This window comes from Kitasatospora sp. Root107 (assembly GCF_001424875.1).
Taxonomy (GTDB): domain Bacteria; phylum Actinomycetota; class Actinomycetes; order Streptomycetales; family Streptomycetaceae; genus Kitasatospora.
In genome coordinates, this window is sequence record NZ_LMCT01000001.1 from 103,083 (window position 1) to 129,226 (window position 26,144).

General features: G+C 72.1%; 22 protein-coding genes. 10 read left to right on the top strand and 12 right to left on the bottom strand.

Annotated elements, in window-relative coordinates; genetic code table 11:
* Positions 1-3: 3 nt before the first annotated feature.
* Genes ASC99_RS00450 through ASC99_RS00460 form a run of 3 tightly spaced genes read left to right on the top strand, consistent with a single transcriptional unit; the run spans position 4 to position 3,067 of the window.
* Positions 4-828, top strand: a complete 825-nt coding sequence (locus tag ASC99_RS00450; protein WP_057227929.1) for an STM4013/SEN3800 family hydrolase — start codon at positions 4-6, stop codon at positions 826-828.
* The gene (locus ASC99_RS00455) at positions 825-2,141 is read left to right on the top strand and encodes an STM4012 family radical SAM protein (protein WP_057226922.1); all 1,317 of its coding nucleotides are present in this window, start codon (positions 825-827) and stop codon (positions 2,139-2,141) included. Before ASC99_RS00450 ends, ASC99_RS00455 begins: the two co-directional genes overlap by 4 nt.
* On the top strand, positions 2,138-3,067 hold the full coding sequence (locus ASC99_RS00460; RefSeq protein WP_057226924.1) for an STM4011 family radical SAM protein: 930 nt from the start codon (positions 2,138-2,140) through the stop codon (positions 3,065-3,067). The genes ASC99_RS00455 and ASC99_RS00460 overlap by 4 nt, the downstream gene beginning before the upstream one ends.
* On the opposite strand, the gene ASC99_RS00465 is transcribed toward ASC99_RS00460, so the two are convergent.
* From ASC99_RS00465 to ASC99_RS00495, 7 genes are read right to left on the bottom strand one after another with little or no spacing between them, the layout of a single operon-like run.
* Positions 3,036-4,226, bottom strand: coding sequence for a serine/threonine-protein kinase (locus ASC99_RS00465; RefSeq protein WP_082597970.1), 1,191 nt, complete (start codon positions 4,224-4,226; stop codon positions 3,036-3,038). The genes ASC99_RS00460 and ASC99_RS00465 overlap by 32 nt on opposite strands.
* A 48-nt stretch (positions 4,227-4,274) precedes the next feature.
* Positions 4,275-5,258 (bottom strand): ABC transporter substrate-binding protein, encoded by a 984-nt coding sequence (locus tag ASC99_RS00470; RefSeq protein WP_057226928.1) that lies wholly within the window; start codon positions 5,256-5,258, stop codon positions 4,275-4,277.
* Between the two features lie 32 nt (positions 5,259-5,290).
* Entirely contained in the window at positions 5,291-6,043 is a 753-nt protein-coding gene (locus tag ASC99_RS00475; protein WP_057227931.1) for an amino acid ABC transporter ATP-binding protein, read from the bottom strand.
* 11 nt (positions 6,044-6,054) lie between these two features.
* The gene (locus tag ASC99_RS00480) at positions 6,055-7,023 is read right to left on the bottom strand and encodes an amino acid ABC transporter permease (RefSeq protein WP_057226930.1); all 969 of its coding nucleotides are present in this window, start codon (positions 7,021-7,023) and stop codon (positions 6,055-6,057) included.
* Between the two features lie 8 nt (positions 7,024-7,031).
* Positions 7,032-7,961, bottom strand: coding sequence for an ABC transporter substrate-binding protein (locus tag ASC99_RS00485; RefSeq protein ID WP_057226932.1), 930 nt, complete (start codon positions 7,959-7,961; stop codon positions 7,032-7,034).
* Positions 7,958-8,464 carry a GNAT family N-acetyltransferase gene (locus ASC99_RS00490; RefSeq protein WP_057226934.1) on the bottom strand — a complete coding sequence of 169 codons (507 nt, stop codon included), beginning with the start codon at positions 8,462-8,464 and terminating at the stop codon, positions 7,958-7,960. Before ASC99_RS00490 ends, ASC99_RS00485 begins: the two co-directional genes overlap by 4 nt.
* Positions 8,461-9,612, bottom strand: a complete 1,152-nt coding sequence (locus ASC99_RS00495; protein ID WP_057226936.1) for an LLM class flavin-dependent oxidoreductase — start codon at positions 9,610-9,612, stop codon at positions 8,461-8,463. The genes ASC99_RS00490 and ASC99_RS00495 overlap by 4 nt, the downstream gene beginning before the upstream one ends.
* Positions 9,613-10,065: 453 nt before the next feature.
* Here ASC99_RS00495 and ASC99_RS00500 point away from each other — a divergent pair, with 453 nt between their 5' ends.
* The 4 genes from ASC99_RS00500 (at position 10,066) to ASC99_RS00515 (ending at position 16,648) form a co-directional block, all read left to right on the top strand.
* Positions 10,066-10,995, top strand: coding sequence for an amino acid ABC transporter permease (locus tag ASC99_RS00500; RefSeq protein ID WP_057226938.1), 930 nt, complete (start codon positions 10,066-10,068; stop codon positions 10,993-10,995).
* The gene (locus ASC99_RS00505; protein ID WP_057226940.1) at positions 10,992-12,905 is read left to right on the top strand and encodes an FAD/NAD(P)-binding domain-containing protein; all 1,914 of its coding nucleotides are present in this window, start codon (positions 10,992-10,994) and stop codon (positions 12,903-12,905) included. The genes ASC99_RS00500 and ASC99_RS00505 overlap by 4 nt, the downstream gene beginning before the upstream one ends.
* A gap of 32 nt (positions 12,906-12,937) precedes the next feature.
* A complete protein-coding gene (locus ASC99_RS00510; protein ID WP_057226942.1) occupies positions 12,938-15,229 on the top strand; it encodes an FdhF/YdeP family oxidoreductase in 2,292 nt (763 codons plus the stop codon).
* 105 nt (positions 15,230-15,334) lie between these two features.
* Positions 15,335-16,648 carry an ion channel protein gene (locus tag ASC99_RS00515; RefSeq protein ID WP_082597971.1) on the top strand — a complete coding sequence of 438 codons (1,314 nt, stop codon included), beginning with the start codon at positions 15,335-15,337 and terminating at the stop codon, positions 16,646-16,648.
* Between the two features lie 27 nt (positions 16,649-16,675).
* Here ASC99_RS00515 and ASC99_RS00520 read toward each other — a convergent pair whose 3' ends face one another.
* Positions 16,676-18,151, bottom strand: a complete 1,476-nt coding sequence (locus ASC99_RS00520) for a C40 family peptidase (protein ID WP_235502756.1) — start codon at positions 18,149-18,151, stop codon at positions 16,676-16,678.
* A 361-nt stretch (positions 18,152-18,512) separates the two neighbouring features.
* Here ASC99_RS00520 and ASC99_RS00525 point away from each other — a divergent pair, with 361 nt between their 5' ends.
* Together ASC99_RS00525 and ASC99_RS00530 are read left to right on the top strand one after the other, a co-directional pair.
* Entirely contained in the window at positions 18,513-19,682 is a 1,170-nt protein-coding gene (locus ASC99_RS00525) for an inorganic phosphate transporter (protein ID WP_082597972.1), read from the top strand.
* A 19-nt stretch (positions 19,683-19,701) separates the two neighbouring features.
* Positions 19,702-19,950 (top strand): hypothetical protein, encoded by a 249-nt coding sequence (locus ASC99_RS00530; protein ID WP_369824294.1) that lies wholly within the window; start codon positions 19,702-19,704, stop codon positions 19,948-19,950.
* A gap of 65 nt (positions 19,951-20,015) precedes the next feature.
* Here ASC99_RS00530 and ASC99_RS00535 read toward each other — a convergent pair whose 3' ends face one another.
* Positions 20,016-21,569 carry an MDR family MFS transporter gene (locus tag ASC99_RS00535; RefSeq protein ID WP_235502755.1) on the bottom strand — a complete coding sequence of 518 codons (1,554 nt, stop codon included), beginning with the start codon at positions 21,567-21,569 and terminating at the stop codon, positions 20,016-20,018.
* A gap of 83 nt (positions 21,570-21,652) precedes the next feature.
* Positions 21,653-22,126 (bottom strand): MarR family winged helix-turn-helix transcriptional regulator, encoded by a 474-nt coding sequence (locus tag ASC99_RS00540; RefSeq protein ID WP_057226947.1) that lies wholly within the window; start codon positions 22,124-22,126, stop codon positions 21,653-21,655.
* A gap of 98 nt (positions 22,127-22,224) precedes the next feature.
* Here ASC99_RS00540 and ASC99_RS00545 point away from each other — a divergent pair, with 98 nt between their 5' ends.
* Positions 22,225-23,259, top strand: coding sequence for a hypothetical protein (locus ASC99_RS00545; protein WP_057226949.1), 1,035 nt, complete (start codon positions 22,225-22,227; stop codon positions 23,257-23,259).
* Positions 23,260-23,426: 167 nt separating this feature from the next.
* Here ASC99_RS00545 and ASC99_RS00550 read toward each other — a convergent pair whose 3' ends face one another.
* Entirely contained in the window at positions 23,427-24,596 is a 1,170-nt protein-coding gene (locus ASC99_RS00550) for an ROK family protein (protein WP_082598045.1), read from the bottom strand.
* Between the two features lie 91 nt (positions 24,597-24,687).
* Positions 24,688-26,109, bottom strand: a complete 1,422-nt coding sequence (xylB, locus tag ASC99_RS00555; protein WP_057226952.1) for a xylulokinase — start codon at positions 26,107-26,109, stop codon at positions 24,688-24,690.
* Positions 26,110-26,144 lie beyond the last annotated feature (35 nt).

The window sequence follows — 26,144 nt, forward strand, 5'->3', positions numbered from 1 at the left end:
GACATGCATCAAGTCATCGGCAGCCACGACCTGCTGCTGGTCACCCTGGACACCCTCCGCTTCGACGTGGCCGAGGAGCTGGCCGCCGCCGGGCGGCTGCCCAACCTCGCCGCCGTCCTGCCCGGCGGCCGGTGGGAGCGCCGGCACTCCCCCGGCAGCTTCACGTACGCCGCCCACCAGGCGATCCTGGCCGGGTTCCTGCCCACCCCCGCCACGCCGGACGGGCCGCATCCGAGGCTGTTCGCGGCCCGGTTCGGCGGCTCGGAGACCACCGAGGCCCGGACCTGGGTCTTCGACACCCCCGACCTGCCCTCCGCGCTGGCCGCCGCCGGGTACCGGACGGTCTGCGTCGGCGGGGTCGGCTTCTTCAACAAGCAGGGCCCGCTCGGCTCGGTACTGCCGGGCATGTTCCAGCAGAGCCACTGGGAGCCGGAGTTCGGCGTCCCCTCGCCCACCTCCTTCGAGGCGCAGGTGGCCAGGGTCGAGCAGGTGACGGCCGAACAGCCGCCCGGGCAGCCGCTGTTCCTGCTGCTGAACGTCTCCGCGCTGCACCAGCCGAACTGGTTCCACCTGCCGGGCGCCACCCGGGCCGACGGCGACACCCGGGCCAGCCACGCCGCCGCACTGGAGTACGTGGACGCGCACATCGGGCGGCTGTTCGCGGCGATGAGCCGCCGCCGGCCGTGCTTCGCGATCGTCTGCTCCGACCACGGCACCGCCTACGGCGAGGACGGCTGGACCGGGCACCGGATCGGCCACGAGGTGGTCTGGACGGTCCCGTACGCCCACTTCACCCTGCCGACCGGAAGCCATGGGAACGACTCATGAGGCCCTATCAGTCCTACGTCTACGCCTACCCGCACAAGACGGCGTACCGGCAGTTGGAGCCCCGGCCGCAGCTGGCGGAGCTCTGGGCGGGCGAGCCACAGGACGCCCTCTCGCTCTACCTGCACATCCCGTTCTGCGAGGTGCGCTGCGGTTTCTGCAACCTGTTCACCCGGATCGGCAGCCCGGACGGGCTGACCACCGCCTACCTGGACGCGCTGGAGCGGCAGGCCGTCGCCGTCCGGGCGGCGCTGGACGAGGGGGCCCGGTTCGAGGTGGCGGCCTTCGGCGGCGGCACACCCACCTATCTGACGGCGCGGGAGCTGGAGCGGCTCTGCGATCTGACGGAGCAGCGGATGGGGGTGGACCTGCGAGCCGTGCCGCTCTCGGTCGAGGCGTCCCCGGACACCGCCACCGCCGACCGGCTGGAGGTGCTGGCGGACCGGGGCACCACCCGGCTCAGCCTCGGGGTGCAGTCCTTCCTGGACGAGGAGGCCAAGTCGGCCGTCCGCCCGCAGAAGCGGGCGGCGGTGGAGGCGGCGCTCGGTCGGATCAGGGCGGCCGGCTTCCCGGTGCTGAACATCGACCTGATCTACGGCATCGACGGGCAGACCGGGGCGAGCTGGCTGCGCTCGCTCGACGCCGCGCTGGCCTGGCGGCCGGAGGAGCTCTACCTCTACCCGCTCTACGTCCGCCCGCTGACCGGGCTGGCCCGCCGCTCCGACCCACCGGACCGGTCCATGCCGCAGGACTGGGACACCCAGCGGCTGGCGCTCTACCGCTCCGGCCGGGACCACCTGCTGGCGCACGGCTACCGGCAGGTGTCGATGCGGATGTTCCGCCGGGCCGACGCGGCGGCCGAGGTGGCGGGCGAGTACAGCTGCCAGACCGACGGCATGGTCGGCCTGGGCTGCGGCGCCCGCTCGTACACCGCCGGACTGCACTACTCCTTCGACTACGCGGTGAACGCCACCGAGGTGCGCGGCATCATCGACGACTACGTGGCCACCACCGACTTCGGGCACGCCGAGCGGGGCTGGCCGATGGACCAGGACGAGGCCCGCCGACGGCACCTGCTGCAGTCGCTGCTGCAGGCCGACGGACTCGAACTCGCCGACTACCACCGCCGGTTCCACTCCACCCCGGCCGAGGACTTCCCGGCCGAACTGGCCGGCTTCGCCGAGCGCGGCTGGCTGGCGGACGGCCCCGGCCGGCTGGCACTGACGGCCGAGGGGCTGGCGTACTCGGACGCGGTCGGACCGGCGCTGTTCTCCCCTGCCGTGCGGCACCGGATGGCCGGGCACCAGGCCCGATGACCACCTTCCTCGGACTTCCCGGACTCGAACCACCGCGTGAGCCACAGGAGTTGACCGTCCTCTACCGGGGCCCGCTGGCCTCCTGCGACTACGACTGCCCCTACTGCCCGTTCGCCAAGCGCCGGGACAGCCCGGCCACCCTGCGGGAGGACCGGGCCGCGCTGGAGCGGTTCTGCGACTGGGTGGCCGAACAGCCCGCCGTCTCCGTCCTGTTCACACCCTGGGGCGAGGGGCTGGTGCGGTCCTGGTACCGCCGGGCGATGGTGCGGCTCAGCCTGCTGCCGAACGTCCGCCGGGTGGCGATCCAGACCAACCTGAGTTGCCGCACCGACTGGCTGGCCGAGGGCGACCCGGCGAGCCTCGCGCTCTGGGTGACGTACCACCCGGGCCAGGTCGCCCGGCACCGGCTGCTGACCAAGTGCCAGGAGCTGGACGCGCTCGGCGTCCGGTACAGCGTCGGTGTGGTCGGGCAGCCCGAACACCTGGCGGCGGCCCGGGAGTTCCGGGCCGCGCTGCGCCCCGAGGTCTACCTCTGGGTCAACGCCGCCGAGGGCCGCCGCTACACCGACACCGAGGCCGCCGAGTGGACGGCACTGGACCCGCTGTTCGGCTGGAGCCGCGAGCCGCACCCGAGCGAGGGCCGCCGCTGCCGGACGGGCTCCTCGGTGATCTCGGTCTTCGGCGACGGCTCGGTCCAGCGCTGCCACTTCGTCCGGGCCCCGCTCGGCAACATCTACGACGGCTCGTACCGCACCGGCCTGGCCGAGCGGCCGTGCCCGCTGCCGGTCTGCGACTGCCACATCGGCTATGTGCACCTGGAGACGCTGCCGCTGTACGACGTGTTCACCGAAGGAGTGCTGGAGCGCATTCCGTACGGGCTCGATCCGTACGGGATCAGCCGACCAGCAGCGCCAGTTGGCCGGTGACCGGGGCGGTCCTCGGCGGCAGCTGTGCGGTCAGCCGGGCCAGGTCGCGGGCGGCGTCCTCGGCCTGCCGGCCGCCGATGCCGGTGCCCAGCACCTCGCCGAGCAGCCCGACCGCCTCGGGCACCCGTCCGTCGGCGGCGAACCAGATCGCCAGGTCGTGGCAGGTCCGCAGGGTGCGCGGGTCGTGGGGGCCGCACTCGCGGGCGAACTCGCCGATCAGCGGCCAGAGCCGACGGGCCGCCTCCGCGGGTGAACCGGCCGCCCCGAGGGCCCAGGCGGCGTCGGCCCCGGCCCGGAGTTCGTCGCCCCGGCCCGGCTTGATCTCGGCCAGCCGACGGGCCACCTCGAGCCCGTCGGCCGGGCGGTGCGCCGGGTCCTTGGCGAGCAGGTCGAGGATCAGCCGCTCCAGCAGCAGCGGCAGCTCCGGGGCGAGCTGACGGGGCCTCGGCGGCTGGACGTCGACGTGCTGGCGCATCAGCCCGACCACCGTCCCGGCGTTGAACGGCCGCTGTCCGACGCACAGTTCGTAGAGCATGCAGCCGACCGCGTACAGGTCGACCCGTCCGTCCACCGGCCCGTCCGCCCAGCGCTCGGGCGCCAGGTAGATCGGGCTGCCGATCACCGACCCGACGGTGGTCAGGCCGCCCGGGCGGCCGTCCAGCCGGGCGATGCCGAAGTCCAGCACCTTGGCGCTGCCGGCGTCGGTGATCATGATGTTCTCGGGCTTGATGTCCCGGTGCACCACGTCGGCCCGGTGGGCGGCGGCCAGCGCCACGCAGACCTGGCCCAGCCAGTCCAGCACCTGCGGCAGCCCGGGCCTGGCCTGCTTGGCCACCGCCGCCAGCGAGCGGCCCGGCACCAGCTCCATCACCAGGTAGGGGCGGCCGGTCGCGGTCTCGCCGATGTCGTGCAGGGTGACGATGTGCGGGTGGTTCAACTTGGCCACCGCCCGCGCCTCATGGCTGAACCGGGCGATGTCCCCGGCCCCGAGCTCCGCCGAGTCGGAGATCACCTTGACCGCGATCTCCCGGCCGAGCCGGGTGTCGACGGATCGCCAGACCACCCCGAAGCCACCCCGGCCGATCTCCTCGACCAGCTGGTACTTGCCGTCCAAAATGTCCCCGGCCCGCATCTGCCCGCTCCCCCCGAGTACCGCCATGTCGGGGAGAGTTCACCACACGGCGGCAACCGGGAGGGGAACGGTGGGCTACGGCTTGGTCTTCGGCAGGCCGGGCGGGTTCAGCTCGGAGCTCTGCACGGCCTCGTTCTCCAGCCCCCAGCGCTTGAGCACCTGACCGTACGTACCGTTCTTGACGATCTCGCCGATCGCCTCGTGCACCGCCCTGGCCAGTCCGTTGTCCTTCTTCGTGGTGGCCGCGATCTTGCCGAGCACCTCCGCTCCGGCGCCCGAGTAGGTGCCGATGATCCGGGTCTCGCCGGTCTGCGCGACGTGGAAGGCGGCGGTCGGGTTGGGGCCGAGGTAGGCGTCGATCCGGCCCGAGCCGAGCGCCAGGTAGTAGTCGGCGGAGTTCTGGAAGTACTTGATGTCGACCGGCTTCAGCCCGTTCTTCAGGTTCTCCTCGTTCCAGGCGATCAGCAGCTTCTCCTGGTTGGTGCCGGAGGCCACCGCGATGGTGTGCCCGGCCACGTCCTTGGGCCCGGTGACCTTCCAGTCGGTCCCCTTCTTCGCCTCGAAGCCGAGGATGTCCAGCCGGTAGGTGGCGAAGTCGTACTTCTCCTTCCGCGCCTCCGTCACGGTGATGTTGGAGAAACCCACGTCGTACTTGTCGGAGTCCAGGCCGACGAAGATGTTCTCCCAGGAGACCGGGTTGAGCTCGACCTTGAGCCCGAGCACGTTGCCGACCAGGTACGCGATGTCCGGCTCGGCGCCGATGACGGTCTTGTTGTCGTCGGCGTAGAAGTCCAGCGGCGGGGTGGTGCCGAGCGAGTCGACCACCCGCAACGTGCCGCGCCTGCGGATCTCCTCCGGCACCAGTGCGGCGATCGCGTCCACCTTGGCGGTGGTCACCCGCTTCTGGTCGGCCGTCAGGTTCACCCTGGTCCCGTCCGGCGCGGTGTTGCCCTTCCCGGCGGCCAGGTCGGCGGCGGCCTCGCCGCCGCAGGCGGTGAGCAGCAGGGTGGCGGTCAGACCGGCGGCAGCGGCGACGAGGGCGCGACGGGGTAGGGACATGGCGTTGCTCCAGGGGTGTGGAAGGGAGAGGGTCAGAGGACCTTGGAGAGGAAGGCGCGGGTGCGCTCGTGCTGCGGTGCGTCCAGCACGGCGTCCGGTGGGCCCTGTTCGACCACCACACCGCCGTCCATGAAGACCACCGTGTCGGCCACCTCGCGGGCGAAGCCGATCTCGTGGGTGACCACGATCATCGTGGTGCCGGCGCGGGCCAGGTCCTTGATGACGTCCAGCACCTCGCCGACCAGCTCCGGGTCCAGGGCCGAGGTCGGCTCGTCGAAGAGCAGCACCTTGGGCTCCAGCGCGAGCGCCCGGGCGATCGCCACCCGTTGCTGCTGGCCGCCGGAGAGCTGCCGCGGGTAGACCTCGGCCTTGTCGGCCAGACCGACCCGGTCCAGCAGCTCCAGCGCCTGCTTCCGGGCGACGGTCTTGGGCCGGCGGAGCGCGCTGATCGGTGCCTCGGTGACGTTCTCCAGCACGGTGAGGTGCGGGAAGAGGTTGAAGTTCTGGAACACGAAGCCGATGTGGGTGCGCTGGCGCAGCACCTCACGCTCCGTCAGTTCGTGGAGCCTGCCGCCGGAGCGGCGGTAGCCGATCAGCTCGCCGTCGATCGAGACGTAGCCCCGGTCGAGCTTCTCCAGATGGTTGATCGCCCGCAGCAGGGTGGACTTGCCGGACCCCGAAGGGCCGAGCACCACCGTCACCGCCCCGGCGGCGACCTGCAGATCCACCCCGCGCAGCACCTCCAGCTGACCGAAGCTCTTGTGCAGGCCCCGGATCTCCACCATCGTCGTGCCGGTCAACTGGTGCCTCCTGTGGGCGCGGTGAGTCGGGTGGCCTGGATCTGCCGGACCAGGCCGCGGGCCCGTTGCAGCGGGGTCGGCGGCGGGGTGCGCTGCGAGCCGCGGGCGAAGTACCGCTCCAGGTAGTACTGGCCGAACGAGAGCAGCGTGGTGAGCACCACGTACCAGACGGTGGCCACCATCAGCAGCGGCACCACCCGGCCGGTCCGGCCGTAGATCACCTGGACCTGGTAGAAGAGTTCGCCGATCGCCATCACGTAGACGATCGAGGAGCCCTTGAACAGCGAGATCACCTCGTTGCCCGCGTTCGGCAGGATCGAGCGCATCGCCTGCGGCAGCACGATCCGGCGGATCTGCCGCAGCCGGGGGATGCCGAGTGCGGCGGCCGCCTCCAGCTGGCCGGCGTCCACCGAGATCACCCCGGCCCGGATGATCTCGGCGGCGTACGCGGCCTGGTGCAGCGCCAGCCCGAGCACGGCGGCGCCGAGCGCCCCGAGCAGGTCCATGGTCTCGAAACTCAGCACCGTCGGACCGAACGGGATCCCGATCCCGAAGCGCTTGTAGAGATAGGAGAGGTTGAACCAGAAGACCAGCTGGACGATCAGTGGGATCGACCGGAAGGCCCAGACGTAGACCCAGGCGATGGTCTGCAGGATCGGGCTCCTGGACAGCCGCAGGAAGGCCACCACCGCGCCCACGGCGAATCCCAGCACGGTTCCGTACAGGGTGAGTTGGAGGGTGACCCCGACCGAACGCAGGATCGTCTCGGTGGTCAGGAAGGCCCGGAAGGTGGGCCAGTCCCAGCCCGGGTTGGTGGCCAGCCCGTGCAGGAACTGGGCCACCACGACGACGGCGGCCGCTCCGGCCAGCCAGCGCCAGGGGTGCCGGGCCGGGACCACCGGCAGGGCGGCCAGGTCGTCCGCCCCGGCGGCGGCCACGGGTCTCTCGGTGGCGACGGTGCTCATGACGGACCTCACGGACGCTCGGGCGGACTGATCTCGGACGTGGTCAGGGCCGACCCGGTGGTGCCCCACTTCTCCAGGATCTTCCGATAGGTACCGTCCTGGATCAGCTGGTTGACCGCCGCCTGGAAGGCCGGGGTGAGCGGCGAGCCCTTCTTGAACGCGAAGCCCACGTCCAGCCGGCGGAACTCGCTCAGGAAGCGGGTGCCGGAGGCCGGCTGCGACTCCTGGTACCGCAGGCCGTTGATGGTGGACATCACCAGATCGACCTTGCCCTGCTGAAGGCTGGTCAGGGTGGCCCCTGTGTCCGAGAAGGCCCGCACCTCGTACGGCTTCTTCCCGGCGTCGGTGCAGACGCTCTTCTTCGAGTTCAGGGTGGTCTCGAAGGTGGTGCCGACCCCGGTGCCGATGGTCAGGCCACAGAGCTGGGCGATCTCCTTGACCGGCTGCTGGGCGGTGTTGTCCTGCTTCACCGCGAAGCCCTGGCCGTCGTTGATGTAGGTGACGAAGTCGATGGTCTTCAACCGGGCGGTGGTGACCCCGAAGTTGCCGGTGCCGAGGTCGTACTTGCCGCTGCCGAGTGCGGGCAGGATGGTCTCGAAGGCGGCCTCCTCGCGCTCGATGGTGAGGCCGAGCACCTTGGCCACCGCGTCGGTGAAGTCCACGTCGATCCCGGCCGCCCTCTTCACCGCCGGGTCCGGGTAGAAGGCGCTCGGCGGGGTGCCGGAGGAGCCGCCGAGCTTCAACGCACCGGCCTTCCGGGTCTCCTCGGGCAGCAGTGCGGCCACCCGGTCCACCTTGGCGACCGTCGAGACGACGTCCTTGGCCGCCGCCGCCAGTGCGGAACTCCCGGCCGGGGCCGGCGACTTGCCCGCGCCGGAGCCGCAGGCGGTGAGCACCAGCAGGGCGGTGGCGGTCAGCGTGACGGATGCGCGTCTCACGGGGTCGGGGCCTTTCGGGGGAGGTGCAGGAACGGGAGGTGCTTCTCGAACGGGAGCGGGGCGAAGACCGCCGGGTCACGGTCGAGGTCGAACAGCGGGGTGTAACCGGTGGCCAGGTAGAGCCCCTTGGCCTCGGGCTGGCGCGGACCCGTGGTGAGGAAGATCCGCCGGTAGCCGGCCGCCTCGGCGGCGAGCTCCAGCTCGGCCAGCACCCGGCGGGCCAGGCCGCGCCGGCGGTGTGCCGAGTGCGTCCACATCCGCTTGAGCTCGGCGGTCCGCCCGTCGTACCTGCGGTACGCGCCGCCCGCCACCGGCTCGCCGTCCGCCAGCAGGAGCAGCAGCGCACCGTCCGGAGCCTCGAACTCGCTGTCCGGGAACCGGCTCATCTCCTGGTGGCCGCCCGGGCCGTAGCGGGTGACGTACTCGTGGGTGAGCTCCCGCACCAGCGGCTCCGTCAGCGGGTCGGCCAGGGTGACCCGACGGACCTCCAGCAGCGAGCTCATGCCTGCAGCGCGATCAGCTGGTGCCGGTCCCGCTCCCGGGCGGCCGCCTTGGCGGCGTCCCGCTTGGCGACCTCCTCGCGGACGATCGGGATCACGTAGCGGCCGAAGTCGATGGCGTCGTCCAGCAGGTGGTAGCCCCGGGCGGAGAGGATGTCGACGCCGAGGTCGTAGTAGTCCAGCAGTGCCTGGGCCACCGTCTCCGGCGTACCGACCAGCGCGTTGGAGTTGCCCGCGCCGCCGGTCGCGGCGGCGGTCGGGGTCCACAGCGCGCGGTCGTAGCGCTCCCCGGCGGCGGCGATCTCCAGCAGCCGCTGCGAGCCGGTGTTCTCGGGCGCCCAGCCGCCGTCCGCGCCCTTCGCCCGGGGCAGCAACGAGCCTGCCGCCGTACGGGACTTGATCAGGTCCACGGTGCGGTGCGCCTTCTCCCAGGCCAGCTCCTCGGTGGCCGCGATGATCGGCCGGAACGCCACCTGGATCCGCGGGGTGTCGGTCCGCCCGGCGTCCCTGGCCGCCTGCCGGACCCGCTCGATCTGCTCGGCGGTCCGGGCCAGCGGCTCGCCCCAGAGGCAGTAGATGTCCGCCTCGGCGCCGCCCGCCGCGTAGGCGGCGGGCGAGGAGCCGCCGAACGAGACGTCCGGGCGCGGCTGCTGGACCGGGAAGACGTCCGAGACGAAGTCCTGGAAGCGGTAGTACTCGCCCTCGTGGTCGAACCGCTCCCGGGTGGTCCAGATCTTCTTCACCAGCGCGATGTACTCCCGGGTGCGGGCGTAGCGCTGGTCCTTGGTCAGGAAGTCGCCCTCCCTGCCCTGCTCCTGGTCGCTGCCGCCGGTGATGAAGTGCACGGTCAGCCGGCCGTCGCTGATCTGGTCCAGGGTGGCGAAGGTCTTGGCGGCGAAGGTCGGGTAGGAGACGTTCGGCCGGTGGGCCAGCAGGATCTGCAGGGTGTCCAGCCTGCTCGCCAGGAACGCGGCGGCGGGCGCCGGGTCGGGCGAGCCGGAGCCGTAGGCGAACAGCACCCGGTCCCAGCCGTGCTCCTCGTGGGCGCGGGCCAGCCGCAGGGTGTAGTCGCGGTCGAAGGCGGCGGTGCTCCGGGGCGTGGTCTCCGAACCGTCACCGGTGGCGGCGATGCCGAGGAATTCGACGGGCATGGCGAAGGGCCTTTCGGTCGTGCGGAAAGCAAGGGGTGGCGGCGCCGGGGCAGGCCGACGGAGCGGCGGGGCGCGGAGGGTGCGGCGGGGTGAGGGAGTACGAGAGAAGCGCGAGGGGCGCTGGGCGCGTGACGGCGCGAAGGGGGAACGAGAGCAGGACGGGGGGCCGGTCGGCCGGCCGCGACTACCGGGTCAGGCGCAACACGCCGCCGACCACACTCGACCGAAGTCGATGTGGCCGCGCGTCACCAGGCGCTGCTGCTCGGGGTCCATGGAGGAAGTTGAACAGCGGATCTCACGGGGCGTCAACCTCTCCGGGATTCCTTCATGTTCTGTTATCAGTAGGAACGGACCGCTCTTGACAGGTGCTGTTCGTTCACGCCTACGATCGGGTCAGGGCGCGTTGAGGGGCGCCGCCCGCCGTGACGGCCCAGCCACGTCTGGAGCCGGCCAATGGCCACTGTCCTGTCCGCCCCCGCACCCCCACAGACCGACGAGGCACCGATCGTGGCCCGCCGTCGGCCCGGCCGGGTGATCGCCTCGGTGCTCGCCCTGCTGGCCCTGGCGATGGTGCTCAACTCCGTCCTGCGCAACCGGGCCTTCGAGTGGGACGTGGTCGCGCAGTACTTCACCACCACCGCGATCGTGCAGGGCCTGCTGCTCACGCTCTGGCTGACCGCCGCCGTGATGGTGCTCGGCTTCGCCCTCGGCACCGTTTTCGCGGTCTGCAGGCTCTCCGACAACCCGGTGCTGCGGAGCATCAGTTGGGGTTTCGTCTGGATCTTCCGGTCCACCCCGCTGCTGGTCCAGCTGCTGTTCTGGTTCAACATCGGCGCGCTCTACCCGACCCTCGGCCTGGGCCTCCCGTTCGGCCCGGAGTTCCTGACCGTCCGGACGGTCGACCTGTTCGGCCCGACTCTGACCGCCGTGATCGGCCTCACCCTGCACGAGGCCGCGTACGCCGCCGAGGTGGTCCGCGGCGGCATCCTCTCGGTGGACCAGGGCCAGCTGGAGGCGGCCCAGTCGCTCGGCCTCGGCCGGGCCCGGGTGCTGCGCCGGATCGTGGTGCCGCAGGCGATGCGCTCGATCGTGCCGACGGCGGGGAACATGCTGATCGGCACCCTCAAGGGCACCAGCATCGTCAGCGTGCTGGCCGTCCAGGACCTGCTGTACTCGGCCCAGTTGATCTACAACCAGACCTATCAGGTGATCCCGCTGCTGCTGGTCGCCACCGTCTGGTACATCGCGGTGACCAGCGTGCTCTCGGTCGGCCAGTACTACCTGGAGCGGTACTACGCCAGGGGTGCCACCCGGGGCCCGCTGCCGCCCACCCCGCTGCAGCGCGCCCGGGGCCTCCTCTCCCGTACGGCGGTGGCGGGTTGAGCACCCTGGCGATCGTCGGAGCCGGGCCGCGCGGCACCGGACTGCTGGAGCGGATCGCCGCCAATGCGGCCGAACTGCTGCCATCCGACCGGCCGTTGGAGATCCACCTGGTCGACCCCCACCCGCCGGGCGGCGGCCGGATCTGGCGGTACGACCAGTCCCCGCTGCTGCGGATGAACTCGATGGCGGAGGACGTGACGATGTTCACCGACGCCTCCGCCACCATCGAGGGACCGGTCCGCCCCGGCCCCTCGCTCGCCGAATGGGCCACCCACCCCGAGGAGTTCGCCCCGTACCGGCCGGTCGCCGACCCCGCCGTACAGGCCGAGCTGGCCTCTCTCGCCCCGACCGACTTCCCCACCCGCCGGGCCCAGAGCGCCTACCTGGACTGGGTGTTCCGCCGCGCGGTCGCCGACCTGCCGGCGCACGTCACGGTCACCGTGCACCGGGACACCGCCCGCTCGGTCAGCGGCTCGCCGGACGGGGCACAGCTGGTCCAGCTCTCCGACGGCGTCCTGATCGCCGACCAGGTGGTACTGACCCTCGGTCACCTCGGCTCCTCCCCCGACCCCTGCCAACGCGAACTGGCCGGCTTCGCCGCCCGGCACGGCCGGTTCCACCTGCCCCCCGCGTTCTCCTCGGACGTCGACCTCTCCGGCGTCGCCCCGGGCGAGCAGCTGGTGCTGCGCGGCTTCGGGCTGGCCTTCGTGGACCTGGTCGCGATGCTCACCGAAGGCCGGGGCGGGCGGTTCGTACCGACCCCGGGCGGACTGACCTACCAGCCGTCCGGCCGCGAACCGGTGATCCACGTCGGGTCCCGGCGAGGCGTTCCGTACCACTCCAAGACCGGCTACCGACTGCAGGGGCCGCCCGCCCCACTGCCCCGGTACTTCGATGCCGCCGCCGTCGACCGGGTGCTGGCCGACCCCGGTCCGCTCGAACTGCGCCGGGACTTCTGGCCGTTGATGGCCAAGGAGATCGGCTTCGGGCACTACCACGAGCTGTTCCACGCGCACCGCGAACGGGTGTCCCTGCCCTGGTCCGAGTTCCTGGACCACTACGACCGGCTGGACTGGTACGCACCGGAGCTGGCCGCCCTGGTGGCACGGGCCGTCCCCGACCCGGCCGACCGGCTCGACTTCGAGGCCCTCGACCACCCGCTCACCGGCCTCCGGCTCACCCCCGACCAGCTCCAGCAGCACCTGCGCGACCACATCGGGGCGGACCACGACCGCCGCGCCGACCCGGCGCACAGCGCCGACCTCGGCGCCTTCCTCGCCCTGCTCTCGCTCTTCGGCCAGCTGCCCCGGATCATGGCCACCGGCCGGCTCACCGCCCGCTCGGTCGCCACCGAACTCGACGGCTGGTGGTTCGGCTTCTTCAGCTTCCTCGCCTCAGGGCCGCCCGGCTTCCGGCTGCGCCAACTGCTCGCCCTCTCCGAGGCCGGGGTCGTCCGCTTCCTCGGCGCCGACCTGCGGATCGAACCGGACGAGCGCACCGGCACCTTCGTCGCCACCAGCCCGACCACCCCTGGCCACCGGGTGCACGCCACCGCCCTGATCGAGGCCTACCTGCCCAAGCACGTGCTCTCCCGCACCGAGGACCCCGTCCTGCGCGGCCTCGCCCGCAACGGCGAGTTGCTGGAGGAGTCCGGCCTGCTGACCGTGTCCCTGGACGACGGCCGCCTCCTCGACCCGACCCTCGCCAACGCCCCGCACCCGCGCCGCACCGCTCTCGGCCCGCACACCAACGGCCGCGCCTACACAGCCTTCGCCCGCCCCCGCACCAACGCCCCCGGCTTCCGCCAGAACGACGCGGCGGCCCGCAGCCTGCTCACACGACTCAGCCAGAGCAGACCTGTGCAACCTTGCGCCCTGCCAGAGCCGAGCCCCGACCCCTGCGTAAGGTGAGGCCACACCCCGTACAAGGAAGTAGGGCTGTCATGGCGAAGCAGGCGCCGCAGAGCGATCCGGCGCAGGACCGGGCCAAGGTCACCGAGCCGCAGCACGCGGCGGCCGGCCTCCCGGCCGTGGCCCACAGCCTGCGGATGGCGAACGACCAGATGAGCCCCAAGCGGGCGCTGGCCACCCTGCTGAAGGTGAACCAGCCGGACGGATTCGACTGCCCCGGCTGCGCCTGGCCCGAGCCGGGGAAGACGCACACCGCCGAATTCTGCGAGAACGGCGCCAAGGCCGTCGCCGAGGAGGCCACCGAGCGGCGGATCACCTCCGCGTTCTTCGCCGAGCACCCGGTCGCCGAGCTCGCCGAGCGGTCCGGGTACTGGCTGGGCCAGCAGGGCCGCCTCACCGAGCCGATGCTGCTCGAAGCGGGCGCGACGCACTACACCCCGGTCTCCTGGGAGCGTGCCTTCGCGATCGTCGCCGAGGAGCTGGCCGCGCTCCCCACCCCCGACGCCGCCGCCTTCTACACCTCGGGCCGGACCAGCAACGAGGCCGCCTTCGCCTACCAGCTGTTCGCCCGTCAGCTCGGCACCAACAACCTGCCGGACTGCTCCAACATGTGCCACGAGTCCTCCGGCTCGGCGCTGGTGGAGACCCTCGGGGTCGGCAAGGGCAGCGTCAGCCTGAAGGACCTGTACCAGGCCGACCTGATCATCGTGGCCGGACAGAACCCGGGCACCAACCACCCCCGGATGCTCTCCGCGCTGGAGCGGGCCAAGCGGGCGGGCGCGAAGATCGTCAGCGTCAACCCGCTGCCCGAGGCCGGTCTCGAGCGGTTCAAGAACCCGCAGAACGCCCGTGGCCTGGCCGGGGTCGGCACCAAGCTGACCGACCTGTTCCTGCAGATCAGGCTCGGTGGCGACCTCGCGCTGTTCCGGGCGCTGAACCAGCTGATCCTGAACGCGAAGGACGGCGTCGACCACGAGTTCGTCGCCGAACACTGCCTGGGCTTCGAGGAGTTCGCCGCCGAGGCGGCCGCCACCAGCCGGGCGGAGGTGCTCGCCGCCACCGGCCTGCCGTGGGAGCAGATCGAGCAGCTGGCCGAACTCACCCTCTCCTCGCAGAAGGTGATCGTCTGTTGGGCGATGGGCCTGACCCAGCACAGGCACTCGGTGCCGACCATCCGCGAGGTGGTCAACTTCCTGCTGCTGCGCGGCAACGTCGGCCGCCCGGGCGCGGGTGTCTGCCCGGTGCGCGGGCACAGCAACGTGCAGGGCGACCGCACGATGGGCATCTTCGAGCGCCCCGCACCGGCCTTCCTGGAGGCACTGGGCAGGGAGTTCGGCTTCGAGCCGCCGCGTGACCACGGGCTGGACTCGGTCGACACCATCCGGGCGATGCGCGACGGCAAGGTGAAGGTCTTCTTCGCGATGGGCGGCAACTTCGTCGCGGCCACCCCGGACACCGAGGTGACCGAGGCCGCGATGCGCCGCTGCGCGCTGACCGTGCACGTCTCCACCAAGCTGAACCGCTCGCACGTGATCACCGGCGCCCGGGCGCTGATCCTGCCCACCTTGGGCCGGACCGACCGGGACTGGACCGCAGCCGGCGCCCAGTTCGTCAGCGTCGAGGACTCGATGGGCATCGTGCACTCCTCGCGCGGCGGCCTGCAGCCCCCGTCCGAGCAGCTGCTCTCCGAGGTGGCCATCGTCTGCCGGCTGGCCCGGGCCGCCCTCGGCGAGGCGAACGACGTGCCGTGGGAGCAGTTCGCCGAGTCGTACGACACCGTCCGCGACCGGATCTCCCGGGTGGTGCCGGGCTTCGAGGACTTCAACGCCAAGGTCCGCCGCCCCGGCGGCTTCGCCCTGCCGCACGGTCCGCGCGACAGCCGGACCTTCCCGACCAGCACCGGCAAGGCCAACTTCACGGTCAACCCGCTGACCGCCCCGGAGGTCCCCGCCGGGCGGCTGCTGCTCCAGACGCTGCGCTCGCACGACCAGTACAACACCACCATCTACGGCCTGGACGACCGCTACCGGGGCATCACCGGCGGCCGCCGGGTGGTCATGGTCAACCCGGCCGACGCCGCCGAACTGGGCCTGACCGAGGGCGGCTACGTCGACCTGGTCAGCGAGTGGGTGGACGGCAGCGAACGCCGGGCGCCGCACTTCCAGGTGGTGCACTACCCGGTGGCCCGGGGCGGGGCGGCCGCGTACTACCCGGAGACCAACGTGCTGGTGCCGCTGGACTCCACCGCCGAGATCAGCAACACCCCGACCTCCAAGGCGGTGCTGATCCGGTTCGAGCCCGACAGCACCGACAGCACCGACTGACCGTCAGGTCCGTCGGCCGACACTCCGGCCCACGAGTGACTGATTTGTCTGATTCGCACCTAATCTGACATCAGCTCACCCCCACTGCCGGAGGTAACCCGCGCCATGGCCGACACCGTCCCGCAGCCCGACAGTGCCGACCCGGGGGCCCCGGGCGACCTCACCAAGGGACCGCCCGCTCCGGCCGCCCGGCTGATTCCGCTGATCGCTCCGGCGATCCTCACCGGCTTCGGTGCCAGCCTCACGCTGATCGCGATCAGCTCGGTGGCCGGGCGACTGGAGAACCTGCTCTGGGAGATCATCCCGGACGGCCTGGACATCGACGGATTCAACCCCTGGTGGATCATCCTGGTCCTCACCGTCACCGGCGCCGCCGTCGGCCTCACGGTGTGGCAGGCGCCCGGCCACGCCGGGCCCGACCCGGCCACCACCGACCTGGTCGGCCCGCCGGTGTCGCCGTACGTGCTGCCCGGGCTGATCGTGGCCAGCATCCTCGCGCTGGCCGGGGGTGTCAGCCTGGGGCCGGAGAATCCGATCACGATGGTCAACATCGCACTGGCGTACTGGCTCGGACGGCGTTTCATGCCCTCGGCCGGCCCGGTGCTCTGGATCGCACTGGCCGCCGCCGGCACCATCGGCGCGCTCTTCGGCACCCCGCTCGCGGCGGCGCTGATCCTCTCCGAGATGCCCGGGCCCGGTGCGCTCTGGGACCGGCTGTTCGCCCCGCTGACCGCCGCCGTCACCGGCTCGATGACCACACTGCTGCTGGTCGGCAACGACTTCGTGGTCAAGGTGCCCGGCTTCCCGGGCGCCCGGGTGGTCGACGTGGTGTGGGCGCTGCTGGTCGGTGCCGTCGGAGCCCTGATCGGCCTGGCGGCGGTGTACGCCTTCCCCCTGGTGTACCGGACGTTCCAGCAGATCCCGCACCCGGTCGCGATGCTCACCGTCGGCGGGCTGGTGCTCGGCGCCCTGGGTGCCCTCGGTGGCGAGCTCACCCTGTTCAAGGGCCTGGACCAGGTCAAGGACCTGGCCCTGGACTACACGCGCTACGGGTTCTGGGAGCTGCTCGGGATGGCGGTGCTGAAGCTGGTCGCGGTGGTGATCGCGGCCGGCTCCGGCTTCCGGGGCGGCCGGATCTTCCCGTCCGTCTTCGCCGGGGCGGCGCTCGGCTTCGCGGTCAGCACGCTGATCCCCTCGGTGCCACCAGCGCTCGCGGTGGCCTGCGCCATCCTGGGCGTACTGCTCGCGGTCACCCGGCAGGGCTGGCTCAGCCTGTTCACCGCCGCGGTCATCGTGCCCGACCTGACACTGCTGCCGCTGCTCTGTGTCGCGGCCCTGCCGGCCTGGCTGATCGTCACCGGCCGCCCCGAGATGCTGATCAAGCCCACCGAGCCAGAGGCCGGGGCCGCACCGGCGTGACCGCTGCGGCCCCGCCGGGCGCCCCGGTCATCCGGTCGTGCTCGGAGAGCCCTCGTTGTCCTTCGGGTTCGTCGACGCGGAGACGGAGGCGGACGCGGAGGCCGACTCCGTACCGCTCGGCGTCCCGGTCGGCGAGGTGGAGCCCGAGGGCGTCCCCGTCCCCGTGCTCGGGGAGGACGTACCGGACGGCGTGTCGGTGGGCGACGGGGTGACCGGCGGCGTGCCGGTGGGCGAGGTGGTGACCGGCGGCGCGGTCGGGGTGGTCGGCGGGGCGGTGACCGGCGGCGTCGGCAGGTTCTCCGGCTTGGCCGGCTGAATCGGCGTCGCCGCGTCCGCGCCCTTGGGCAGCTCGGGCACCGTCCAGCTGCCGCCCGGCTCGTCCGACACCGACTGCGGGTCGGGCCGGACCGCGCCGAGGATCGGCATCGCGCCGATCGGCGAGACCTTGATCACCGCACCGGTACGCGGCGCCTGCACCACCAGGCCGCCGCCGATGTACATCGCGATGTGGGTCGCACCGGCGTAGTAGACCACCAGGTCGCCGGGGCGGAGCTGGTTCAGCGGCACCTTGGCCAGCTCGGACCACTGGTCCTGGCTGACCCGGGGGATGTTCACCCCGGCGGCCAGCCAGGCCTGCGAGGTGAGCCCGGAGCAGTCGAACTTGTCCGGCCCGGTGCCGCCCCAGAGGTAGTCCTTGCCGAGCTGGGCCAGCGCGAAGGCGACCGCCCTGCGCCCGGCCTGCGAGGGCGTGCGCTCCCCCTTGCCCAGCGCACCCGAGGCGAGGAAGGCCAGCTGCGCCTCGTTCGCCCGGGTCTTCTCCAGCTGCTCCAGCTCACTGCGCTGGGCCCCGGTGAGCGAGCTGACCATCTGCTCGACCTCGGTCAGCCGCCGCGCCACGTCGGCCTTGGCGGCCTCCTGCTGGACGGCCAGCGCCTGGGCCTGTACGAGGGTCGCCTCGGCCAGCTGCTGAAGCACCGTCAGGGTGGCCCGGTCGCCCTTCAGCCGGTCCAGGAACTCGCTCTGCGAGTGGCTCGCGGCGTTCAGCAGCTCAGCCACCACCACCGCTTCGTACGGAGAGTCGGTGAGCAGCAGCTCGGCGAGGTCGGACGTGTTGCCGTTCCGGTACTGGGCGGCGGCCAGCTGGGAGGCCAGGTCACTGCCGGCGTCCACGGCGGTCTGCTGACGCTCCAGCCGGGCCTTCAGGTCGGTGACGGTGGTCTGCTGGGTGGCGAGCTTGGCGACCGTCCCGTTGTACTGCTCGGTGGCCGCCTCGGCCTCCCGGTACAGCTCGTGCAGCCGGTCCAGCATCGGGCCGAGAGTGGCCTTGGCCTGGGCCAGCGGGTCCGCCGCGGGGGCGACCGTGACGGGCGGCGAGGGAGCGGCGAACGCCGTGCCCGCCGTGCCGAACGCGAGCGAGGCCAGCGCCAGCACCGCCCCGCAGCGCAGGGCGGCTCGCACCCAGGGCCGCACGCCGTTCTCCGTCGTCCGCACCCCAGCGCGCATCAGCTCGCCCCTCCCCGTAGTCCCCGGCCCCTGCCAGGCCGTTCGGCCTGGCAATTCGTCCTCGATCCTGCCACGCGCCCCCCGGCTCAAGACAGAGGGTTACCGGGCACCCTGATGAATTCTCAGCTCCGGTTCAGGTTGGATGTGAGACAGCTCTCAACAAACCACCACCAAACCGGACCTTACCCATCAAATCGCCTGGTCAGCGGCGCCCGCTCCATGATTCTGAAGCGTACCGGCAACCTTGGCGACACTCTCGGAACCACAGCTCCCGCTCCAGTTCACCTTCCGTTCACCAACCCTCCCTACCGTCGCCGATGACACCAGCGTCAGTCCGACAACTACGACGATTGTTTGGGTTATGGAACACATCACGTTCCTGGTGGCCGTTGTGATCATCACGGCGCTCGCCTTCGACTTCACCAACGGCTTCCACGACACCGCCAACGCGATGGCCACCTCCATCGCCACGGGAGCCCTCCGCCCGAAGGTCGCGGTCACCATCGCTGCGGTCCTCAACTTCGCCGGTGCCTTCCTCTCCGTGAAGGTCGCCACCACGATCTCCGGCGGCATCGTCAACGAGAAGGTCGGCCTCCAGCCCTCGATCATCTTCGCCGCCCTGGTCGGCGCGATCCTGTGGAACCTGCTGACCTGGCTGAGGGGTCTGCCCTCCAGCTCCTCCCACGCGCTGTACGGCGGCCTGATCGGCGCCACCATCGTCGGCGTCGGCCTGAACGGCGTGAACTTCGGCGTCGTCGTCTCCAAGATCCTCATCCCGGCCGTCGCCTCCCCGATCGTGGCCGGCCTGGCCGCCTGGGGCGCCACCAAGCTGGCGTACCGGATCACCCGCGGCGGCCGCGAGACCACCACCAACAAGGGGTTCAAGACCGGCCAGATCTTCTCGGCCTCCCTGATCTCGCTCGCCCACGGCACCAACGACGCCCAGAAGACGATGGGCATCATCACTCTGACCCTGGTCTCGGTCGGCGCCCTGCCCAAGGGCGCGCTGCCCCCCACCTGGGTCATCGTCAGCGCCGGTGCGGCGATCGCGATCGGCACCTACATGGGCGGCTGGCGGATCATCCGCTCGATGGGCAAGGGCCTCACCGACATCCAGCCCCCGCAGGGCTTCTCCTCCGAGGCCGCGGCCGCCACCGTGATCCTCACCTCCTCGCACATGGGCTACGGCCTGTCGACCACCCAGGTCTGCTCGGGCGGCATCATGGGCGCCGGCCTCGGCGGCCCGAAGGCCAAGGTGCACTGGAGCATGGCCCGCCGGATGCTCTACACCTGGGGCCTGACGCTGCCCGCCGCCGCCACCGTGGCCGGTCTGGCCGCCTTCGTCGCGGACCAGGGCACCTGGGGCGTGGTGCTGGTCGGCGCCGCGCTGGTGATCGGTTCCGGCGCGATGTGGATGCTGTCCCGCCGCCAGCCGGTGCACGCCGACAACGTCAACGACACCGACGTCACCCCGGTCGAGGTCCCGCAGGCCCCGATCCCCACCCCCGCCACGACCACGGTCGCGGCCTGATCCCGGAAGGCTTCCTCTCATGAGCATGAGCATCAAGTGGGCCGCGCTGGCCGAGACCGCCGGCGTCAGCTTCGTGGTCACCGTCGCCACCGTCGCCGTCTTCGCGCTCGGCATCCTGGCCCTGTCGCGCCGCGAGGCCGCCCAGGAGGCCGCCGCGACCGGCACCACCGGATCGGGTACCGCCAACCTCGCGCTCGCCGGGGCCTCGGTCTGTTTCGCCGCCTGCGCCTCGGTGGTCGGCTACGGCCTCTTCCTGATCGCCGGCTAGCACCCACCCGGACATACCGCTGCCCTCCCCGTCCGCCAACGGGGAGGGCAGCGGCGTCTCTGCTCTCAGTCCAGCGCGAGTTCGCGCGGCTGCTCGGCCTGAGCGTCGTCCTGGGTGGTGCGCAACGGCACCTCGCGGATCAGCAGCACCACCAGGAAGGCCAGCAGCGCGAGCGGCGCGGCGATCAGGAAGACCGTGGCGACGCCGTGGCCGAAGGCGTCGGTGACCATCGGGACCACCTGGGCGGGCAGCGTCTTCAGGTCCGGGATGCCCCCACCAGCTGCGGCGGTCGGCAGGTGGGCGGCGGCCAGACTGTCCGTCAGGTGCCGGGTGACCTGGTGCGAGAGCAGCGCGCCGAGCGCGGAGACGCCCATCGCCCCGCCCATCGTGCGGAAGAAGGTCACCGTCGAGCTGGCGGTGCCGAGTTCGTGCCGGGGCACGGTGTTCTGCACGGCCAGCACCAGGTTCTGCATGGTCAGCCCGAGGCCGACGCCGGTGACCGCCATGGCCACCGCCAGCAGCCCGTACGGGGTGTCGTCCCTGACCGTGCCGAGCAGGGTGAAGCCGACCGCGAGCAGGCCCGTACCGGCCACCAGGTACGCCTTCCAGCGGCCGTACCGGGTGATCAGCCGGCCCGCGACGGTGGAGGAGACCGCCAGGCCGATGATCATCGGCAGGGTGAGCAGCCCGGCCATGGTCGGCGACTCCCGCCGGGCCAGCTGGAAGTACTGGCTGAGGAAGGTGGTCGCGCCGTACATCCCGACGCCGACCAGCACGCTGGCGATCGCGGCCAGCGTCACGGTGCGGTGGCGGAACAGGTCGAGCGGGACGATCGGTTCGGCCGCCCGGCGCTCGGCGAGCACGAAGAGCACGGCCAGCGCGAGCCCGCCGCCGACCATCACCGCGGTCTGCCAGGAGAGCCACGGGTAGCTGTCGCCGGCCAGTGAGATCCAGATCATCAGCAGGCTGACCGAGGCGGTGATCAGCACCGCGCCGAGGTAGTCGATCTCCACCTTGCGGCGCACCACTGGCAGCCGCAGGGTCCGCTGCAGCACCACGATGGCGACCAGCGAGAACGGGATGCCGAGGTAGAAACACCACCGCCAGCCGAGCCAACTGGTGTCCACCACCACCCCGCCGATCAGCGGCCCGCCGATGGTGGCCAGCGCGAAGACCGCCCCGAAGTAGCCGCTGTACCGGCCGCGTTCGCGTGGCGGCACCATCGCGGCCAGGCAGATCTGCGCGAGCGCGGTGACGCCGCCCGCCCCGATGCCCTGGAGCACCCGGCAGGCGATCAGCTGGCCGGTGTTCTGGGAGAGCCCGGCCAGCGCGGAGGAGACGATGTAGATCACCAGGGCGATCTGCACCAGCAGCTTCTTGCTGACCAGGTCCGAGAGCTTGCCCCAGATCGGGGTGGCCGCGGTGAGCGAGAGCAGCGCGGCGGTGACCACCCAGGTGTACGCGGTCTGGCCGCCGTGCAGGTCGGTCAGGATGTGCGGCAGCGCGTTGGCGACGACGGTCGAGGAGAGCACCGCCACGAAGAGGCCGAGCAGCAGCCCGGAGAGGGCTTCGAGGACCTGACGGTGGGTCATCGGGGCGGGGTCTGAAGTTGTGGTCATGCGGGTCCTTCGGCCTGGATTTTTGTTGCCTTCAGCAACCATAAGACGAGATGGTTGACATAGGCAACAATCAGGGCGAGGCCTCAGCTCGGCTTGGGCTCACCGATCGCGTCGTTGAACCGCTGGAGAAGATCGGCAAGTTGGGCCACATCGGCACTGTCCCAGCCGCCCAGCATGTCCCGAAACCGGCCCAGCCGGCCGCTCCGGGCGGCCAGGTAGCGGGCCTCGCCGTCCGGGGTGAGCGAGACCAGCGAGGAGCGCCGGTCCAGCGGATCGGTCTCCCGGGTGACCAGCTCCAGCTCCTCCAGCACCTTCACCTGCCGGCTGATGGTGGCCTTGCCCACCCCGAAGTGCAGGCCGATGTCGGTCAGCCGGACCTGCCCGCGCTCCTGGATGAAGCCCAGCATGCTGTAGGCCACACCCTCCAGCGCCGGGTGCACCTGCCGGGACATCTCGGCCGCCCGGGCCCGCCCGCGCCGGAACAGCACCGAGACCTCGCGCTCCACGGCGATCAACGCCTGCTCGGCGGTCCGGTGGTCAGCTGCCCGCTCAGTCATGGCGCCAGTATCCCGCAGCCGAGCCTTCGGTGATCGACAACTGTTTCATGATATGAAGTATCCGTTTTGCCCTTGTTTGTGTTCTAAGGAGAGCTTCGATGGCCGACCCGGGCCGCCAGGGATTCCTCGCGGAACTCAAGGACGCGGTCACCCCGCGCGCCGCCCTGTTGGTGATCGCGGTGCTGCTGCTGCAGCTCGGATTCATCACCTCGTACGTGGGCGCCCTGCACCACCCGACCCCGCACGAGCTGTCGATCGCCGTGGTCGCCCCACCCCAGGTGAGCCCCAAGCTGGTCGGCGCCCTGGAGTCCGTACCGGACGACGCGGTCCGCGCCACCACCGCGACCGACCGCGAGGACGCCGTCGCCAGGATCAAGGACCAGAAGATCTACGCCGCCTGGCTGTTCGACCCGACGGGCACCCAGGACACCCTGCTGGTCGCCGACGCCCGTGGCCCGGCCGCCGCGACGGCCGCTGAGACCATCGTCACCGCCGTCGACCGGAGCCAGGGTCGGACGGTCGTGGTCGAGGACGTCGTACCGCTCGCCAAGGGCGACGCGGAGGGCCTGTCCTCCTTCTACCTGGTGGTCGGCTGGTGCGTCGGCGGCTACCTGGTCGCCTCCATCCTCGGCATCAGCGCCGGCTCCCGGCCCGCCAACCCGAGCCGCGCCGTGATCCGGCTCGGCGCGCTGGCGCTCTACTCCGTCGCGGCGGGGATCGGCGGCGCGATCATCATCGGTCCCGTCCTGGGCGCGCTGCCCGGTTCCAGCTGGGGGCTGATCGCACTCGGCAGTCTGGTGGTGTTCGCGGTCGGGGCGATCACCATGGCACTGCAGTGCCTCTTCGACGTGGTCGGGATCGGGCTGGCGGTGCTGATCTTCGTGGTGCTCGGCAATCCGAGTGCGGGTGGGGTGTTCCCGCCGCCGATGATGCCCGCGTTCTGGCGCGCGATCGGCTCCTGGATCCCGAACGGGGCCGGCACCGAAGTGGCCCGCTCCATCGCGTACTTCGGGGCAACAAACATCCTGGTCCCGCTGCTCGTACTGGCCGTCTGGGCGGTCATCGGCGTCGGCGTCACCATGGCAGCGGTGATCCGACGGCCCCGCTACGGGCGCGAGCACGTGAAGGCTTGACCTTTGGCAGGCGCTCAGCCGTCTACTACCCAGGGGCTCGGGGAACTGCGAGGAGATCTGGCGCCGGGGTCACCTGCGAAAGTGCCTGGCCGCCTACGTACGGATCACCTTTTTCGAGGTCGGCGTCGCAGTTCCCCGAGCCCCTGGTGGTGCAACCTTGCGTCGCGTCAAGAGCCCGCGTACGCACCCGGGTCGGCGATGATGCGGCGGACCACGCCGACTGCGGCACCGAGCAGCGGGCCCCGGCGGCCGAGTGGGGAGACGGAGAGCCAACTCTCGTTCCAGGGGCGGACGGTGACCCGGGCGGTGAGTTCGGCTCGCATGCTGGGGAGCAGCCAGTCGCCCAGCTCGGCGTAGCCCCCACCGAGCACCACGGCCTGCGGGTCGAGCAGGTTCACCGCCCCCGCCGCCGCGATGCCGAGCGCCGATCCGGCGCCCGCCAGGGCGGCCAGCACCTTCGGATCCCCGGCGGCCGCCCGTTCGGCGAGCAGGGCGACCCAGTCGCCCCGGATGCCCTCCAGACCGGCCGCCCGCAGGACAGCGGTCTCACCGGCGTACTGCTCCAGGCAGCCCCGGGAGCCGCAGGCGCAGGGCGGGCCGTCCGGCCAGACGGTCAGGTGGCCCAGTTCGCCCGCGAAGCCCCGGGCGCCGCGCAGCAGTTGACCGCCGATCACGATCGCCGAGCCGATCCCGGCCTCGGCCGAGAGGTGGCAGAAGTCGTCGGGACGGCCCGCCAGCCAGAGTTCGGCCAGGCCGCCCAGGTTGGCCTCGTTGTCGACCCCGATCGGCAGGGCCGCCAGCTCGGCGGCCCCGGCCGCCCGGAGTGCGGAGCGCAGTTCGGCAGCGGCGGACACATCGCTCCACCCCAGGTTGGCCGCGCCCGCGATCACCCCGCTCGCCGCACCGACCAGGCCGGGCACCGCCAGCGTGAGTCCGGCGGGCCGCAGTCCGGCCTCGGCGGCGGCCCGGCGGAGCAGTTCGGCCAGGTCGGCCAGCACGGCGGCCGGGGTACGGCCCCGGTTGCCGATCTCCAGCCGGTGCCAACTCCGCACCTCGCCACGGAGATCGACCACGCACGCGGCCAGGTGCTCGACTCCGATCTCGCCACCGATCCCGGCCGGCCCGTCCGGACTGAGCGTCAGCTCGCTGCCGGGCCGCCCGACCCGGCCGTTCGGCGCGGTCGGCCCGGCCTCGGCCAGCAGCCCGGCTGCCAACAGCTCCTCGACCAACGAGGAGACCGCCGCCCTGGTCAGCCCGGTGGCACCGGCCACCGCCGCACGGGAGCACGGCCCGGCCGCGATCTCCCCGAGCACCAGGGCCAGGTTGGCCCACCGCATCCCCTGCTGACTCGCCGGTCCGGCCCGCACCGGCTCACCTCCTGTTCGTGCTGGCCCCGCGCCAGTCCCGGCAGCGTAACGGCCCGGGCGCTCACGCCCCGAGCAACCCCCCGGCGGCCGCCAGGGTCGCACCGATCCGGTCGAGCGTGGCCTGGTCCCGCGGGACGGGGTCGAGCACCGGGCCGGCCGAAGTCCGCCAGCGGCGGGCGACGGCGGCCGGCTCCTCGCCGGTCAGCAGGGCGGCGGCCTGGGCGGCGGCGCCGAGCGCCACCAGCTCGGTGGTGGCGGGGAGTTGGACCGGCCGGCCGGAGAGGCGGCGGACGGTCTGCTGCCAGGCCCGGCCCCGCGCGCCACCGCCGATCAGCAACAGGGGCGCGTCGGAGGGCGGTTCGGCCCCGGCCGCCAGGACCTGGTCGAGTGCGGCCAGCAGGGCGTACGCGGCGCCGTCGTACCCGGCCTGGAGCAGTTGGCCGGCGGTGGTGTCGTGGCGCAGACCGTGCAACAGGCCGGAGGCGTACGGGAGATCGGGCGTGCGCTCACCGTCCAGGAACGGCAGGACGACGGCGCTGCCGCCGGGTTCGACGGCCTCCCGGTCCCGGCCGAGCAGGGTGGCCAGGCGGTCCACGGCCAGGGTGCAGTTGAGCGTGCAGGCGAGCGGCAGCCAGTGGGTGCCGTCCGCCGCCGCGAACCCCGCGACCACGCCGGTCGGGTCGGCGGGGCGGCCCCGGGTGAGCGCATAGGCGGTCCCGGAGGTCCCGAGCGAGACCACCGGCTGACCGGGCATCAGCCCGAGCCCGAGCGCAGCGGCGGCATTGTCCCCGGCCCCCACCGCTACCAACGTGCCCGGCCGCACCCCCGCCAGGGACTTCGAGATCTCCGCGCCCTTCCCCGCCTCCCTGAACAGTGCGGCCGGCGGCAGGAACTCAACCGGCAGCCCGACAAGTTCGAGGATCTCGGCGTCGTACCCTGACGGCCCCCACCACCCCGTCCCCGAGGCGTCCGAAGGCTCCGACACAGCCTGCCCCGTGAGCCGTTCCGTGAGGTACTCGTGCGGCAGCCGCACCGCCGCGACCCGGGAGGCCAGCCCCCGCCCGTGCAGCCAGGCCCACTTCGCAACGGTGAAGGAGGCACCGGGCACACTGCCGACCCGCCGGGCCCACTCCTCCCGCCCCAACTCCCGGACCAGTGCGGCCACTTCGGGCGCCGACCGGGTGTCGTTCCAGAGCAGCGCGGGATGCACGGCGGAGCCCGCACCGTCGAGAGCGACCAGCCCGTGCTGCTGCCCCGCCACCGAGACGGCGTCGGCCCGGTCCGCCTGGCCGGTTGCGGCCACCGCCGCGCACAGGGCCTGCCACCACTGCTCCGGATCGCTCTCCCGGGCGCCGCCGGTGCCCCGGACGGTGTGCGGGGCCCGGCCCTCGCCCAGCACCTCACCGGTCCCGACATCCACGGCCAGCGCCTTGGTCGCCTGGGTGGAGCTGTCGATTCCGATCACGATCTGCCGTGCCGCCATGCCGCCCGCCCTTCTTCGTCCTCCGCCACCTCTTC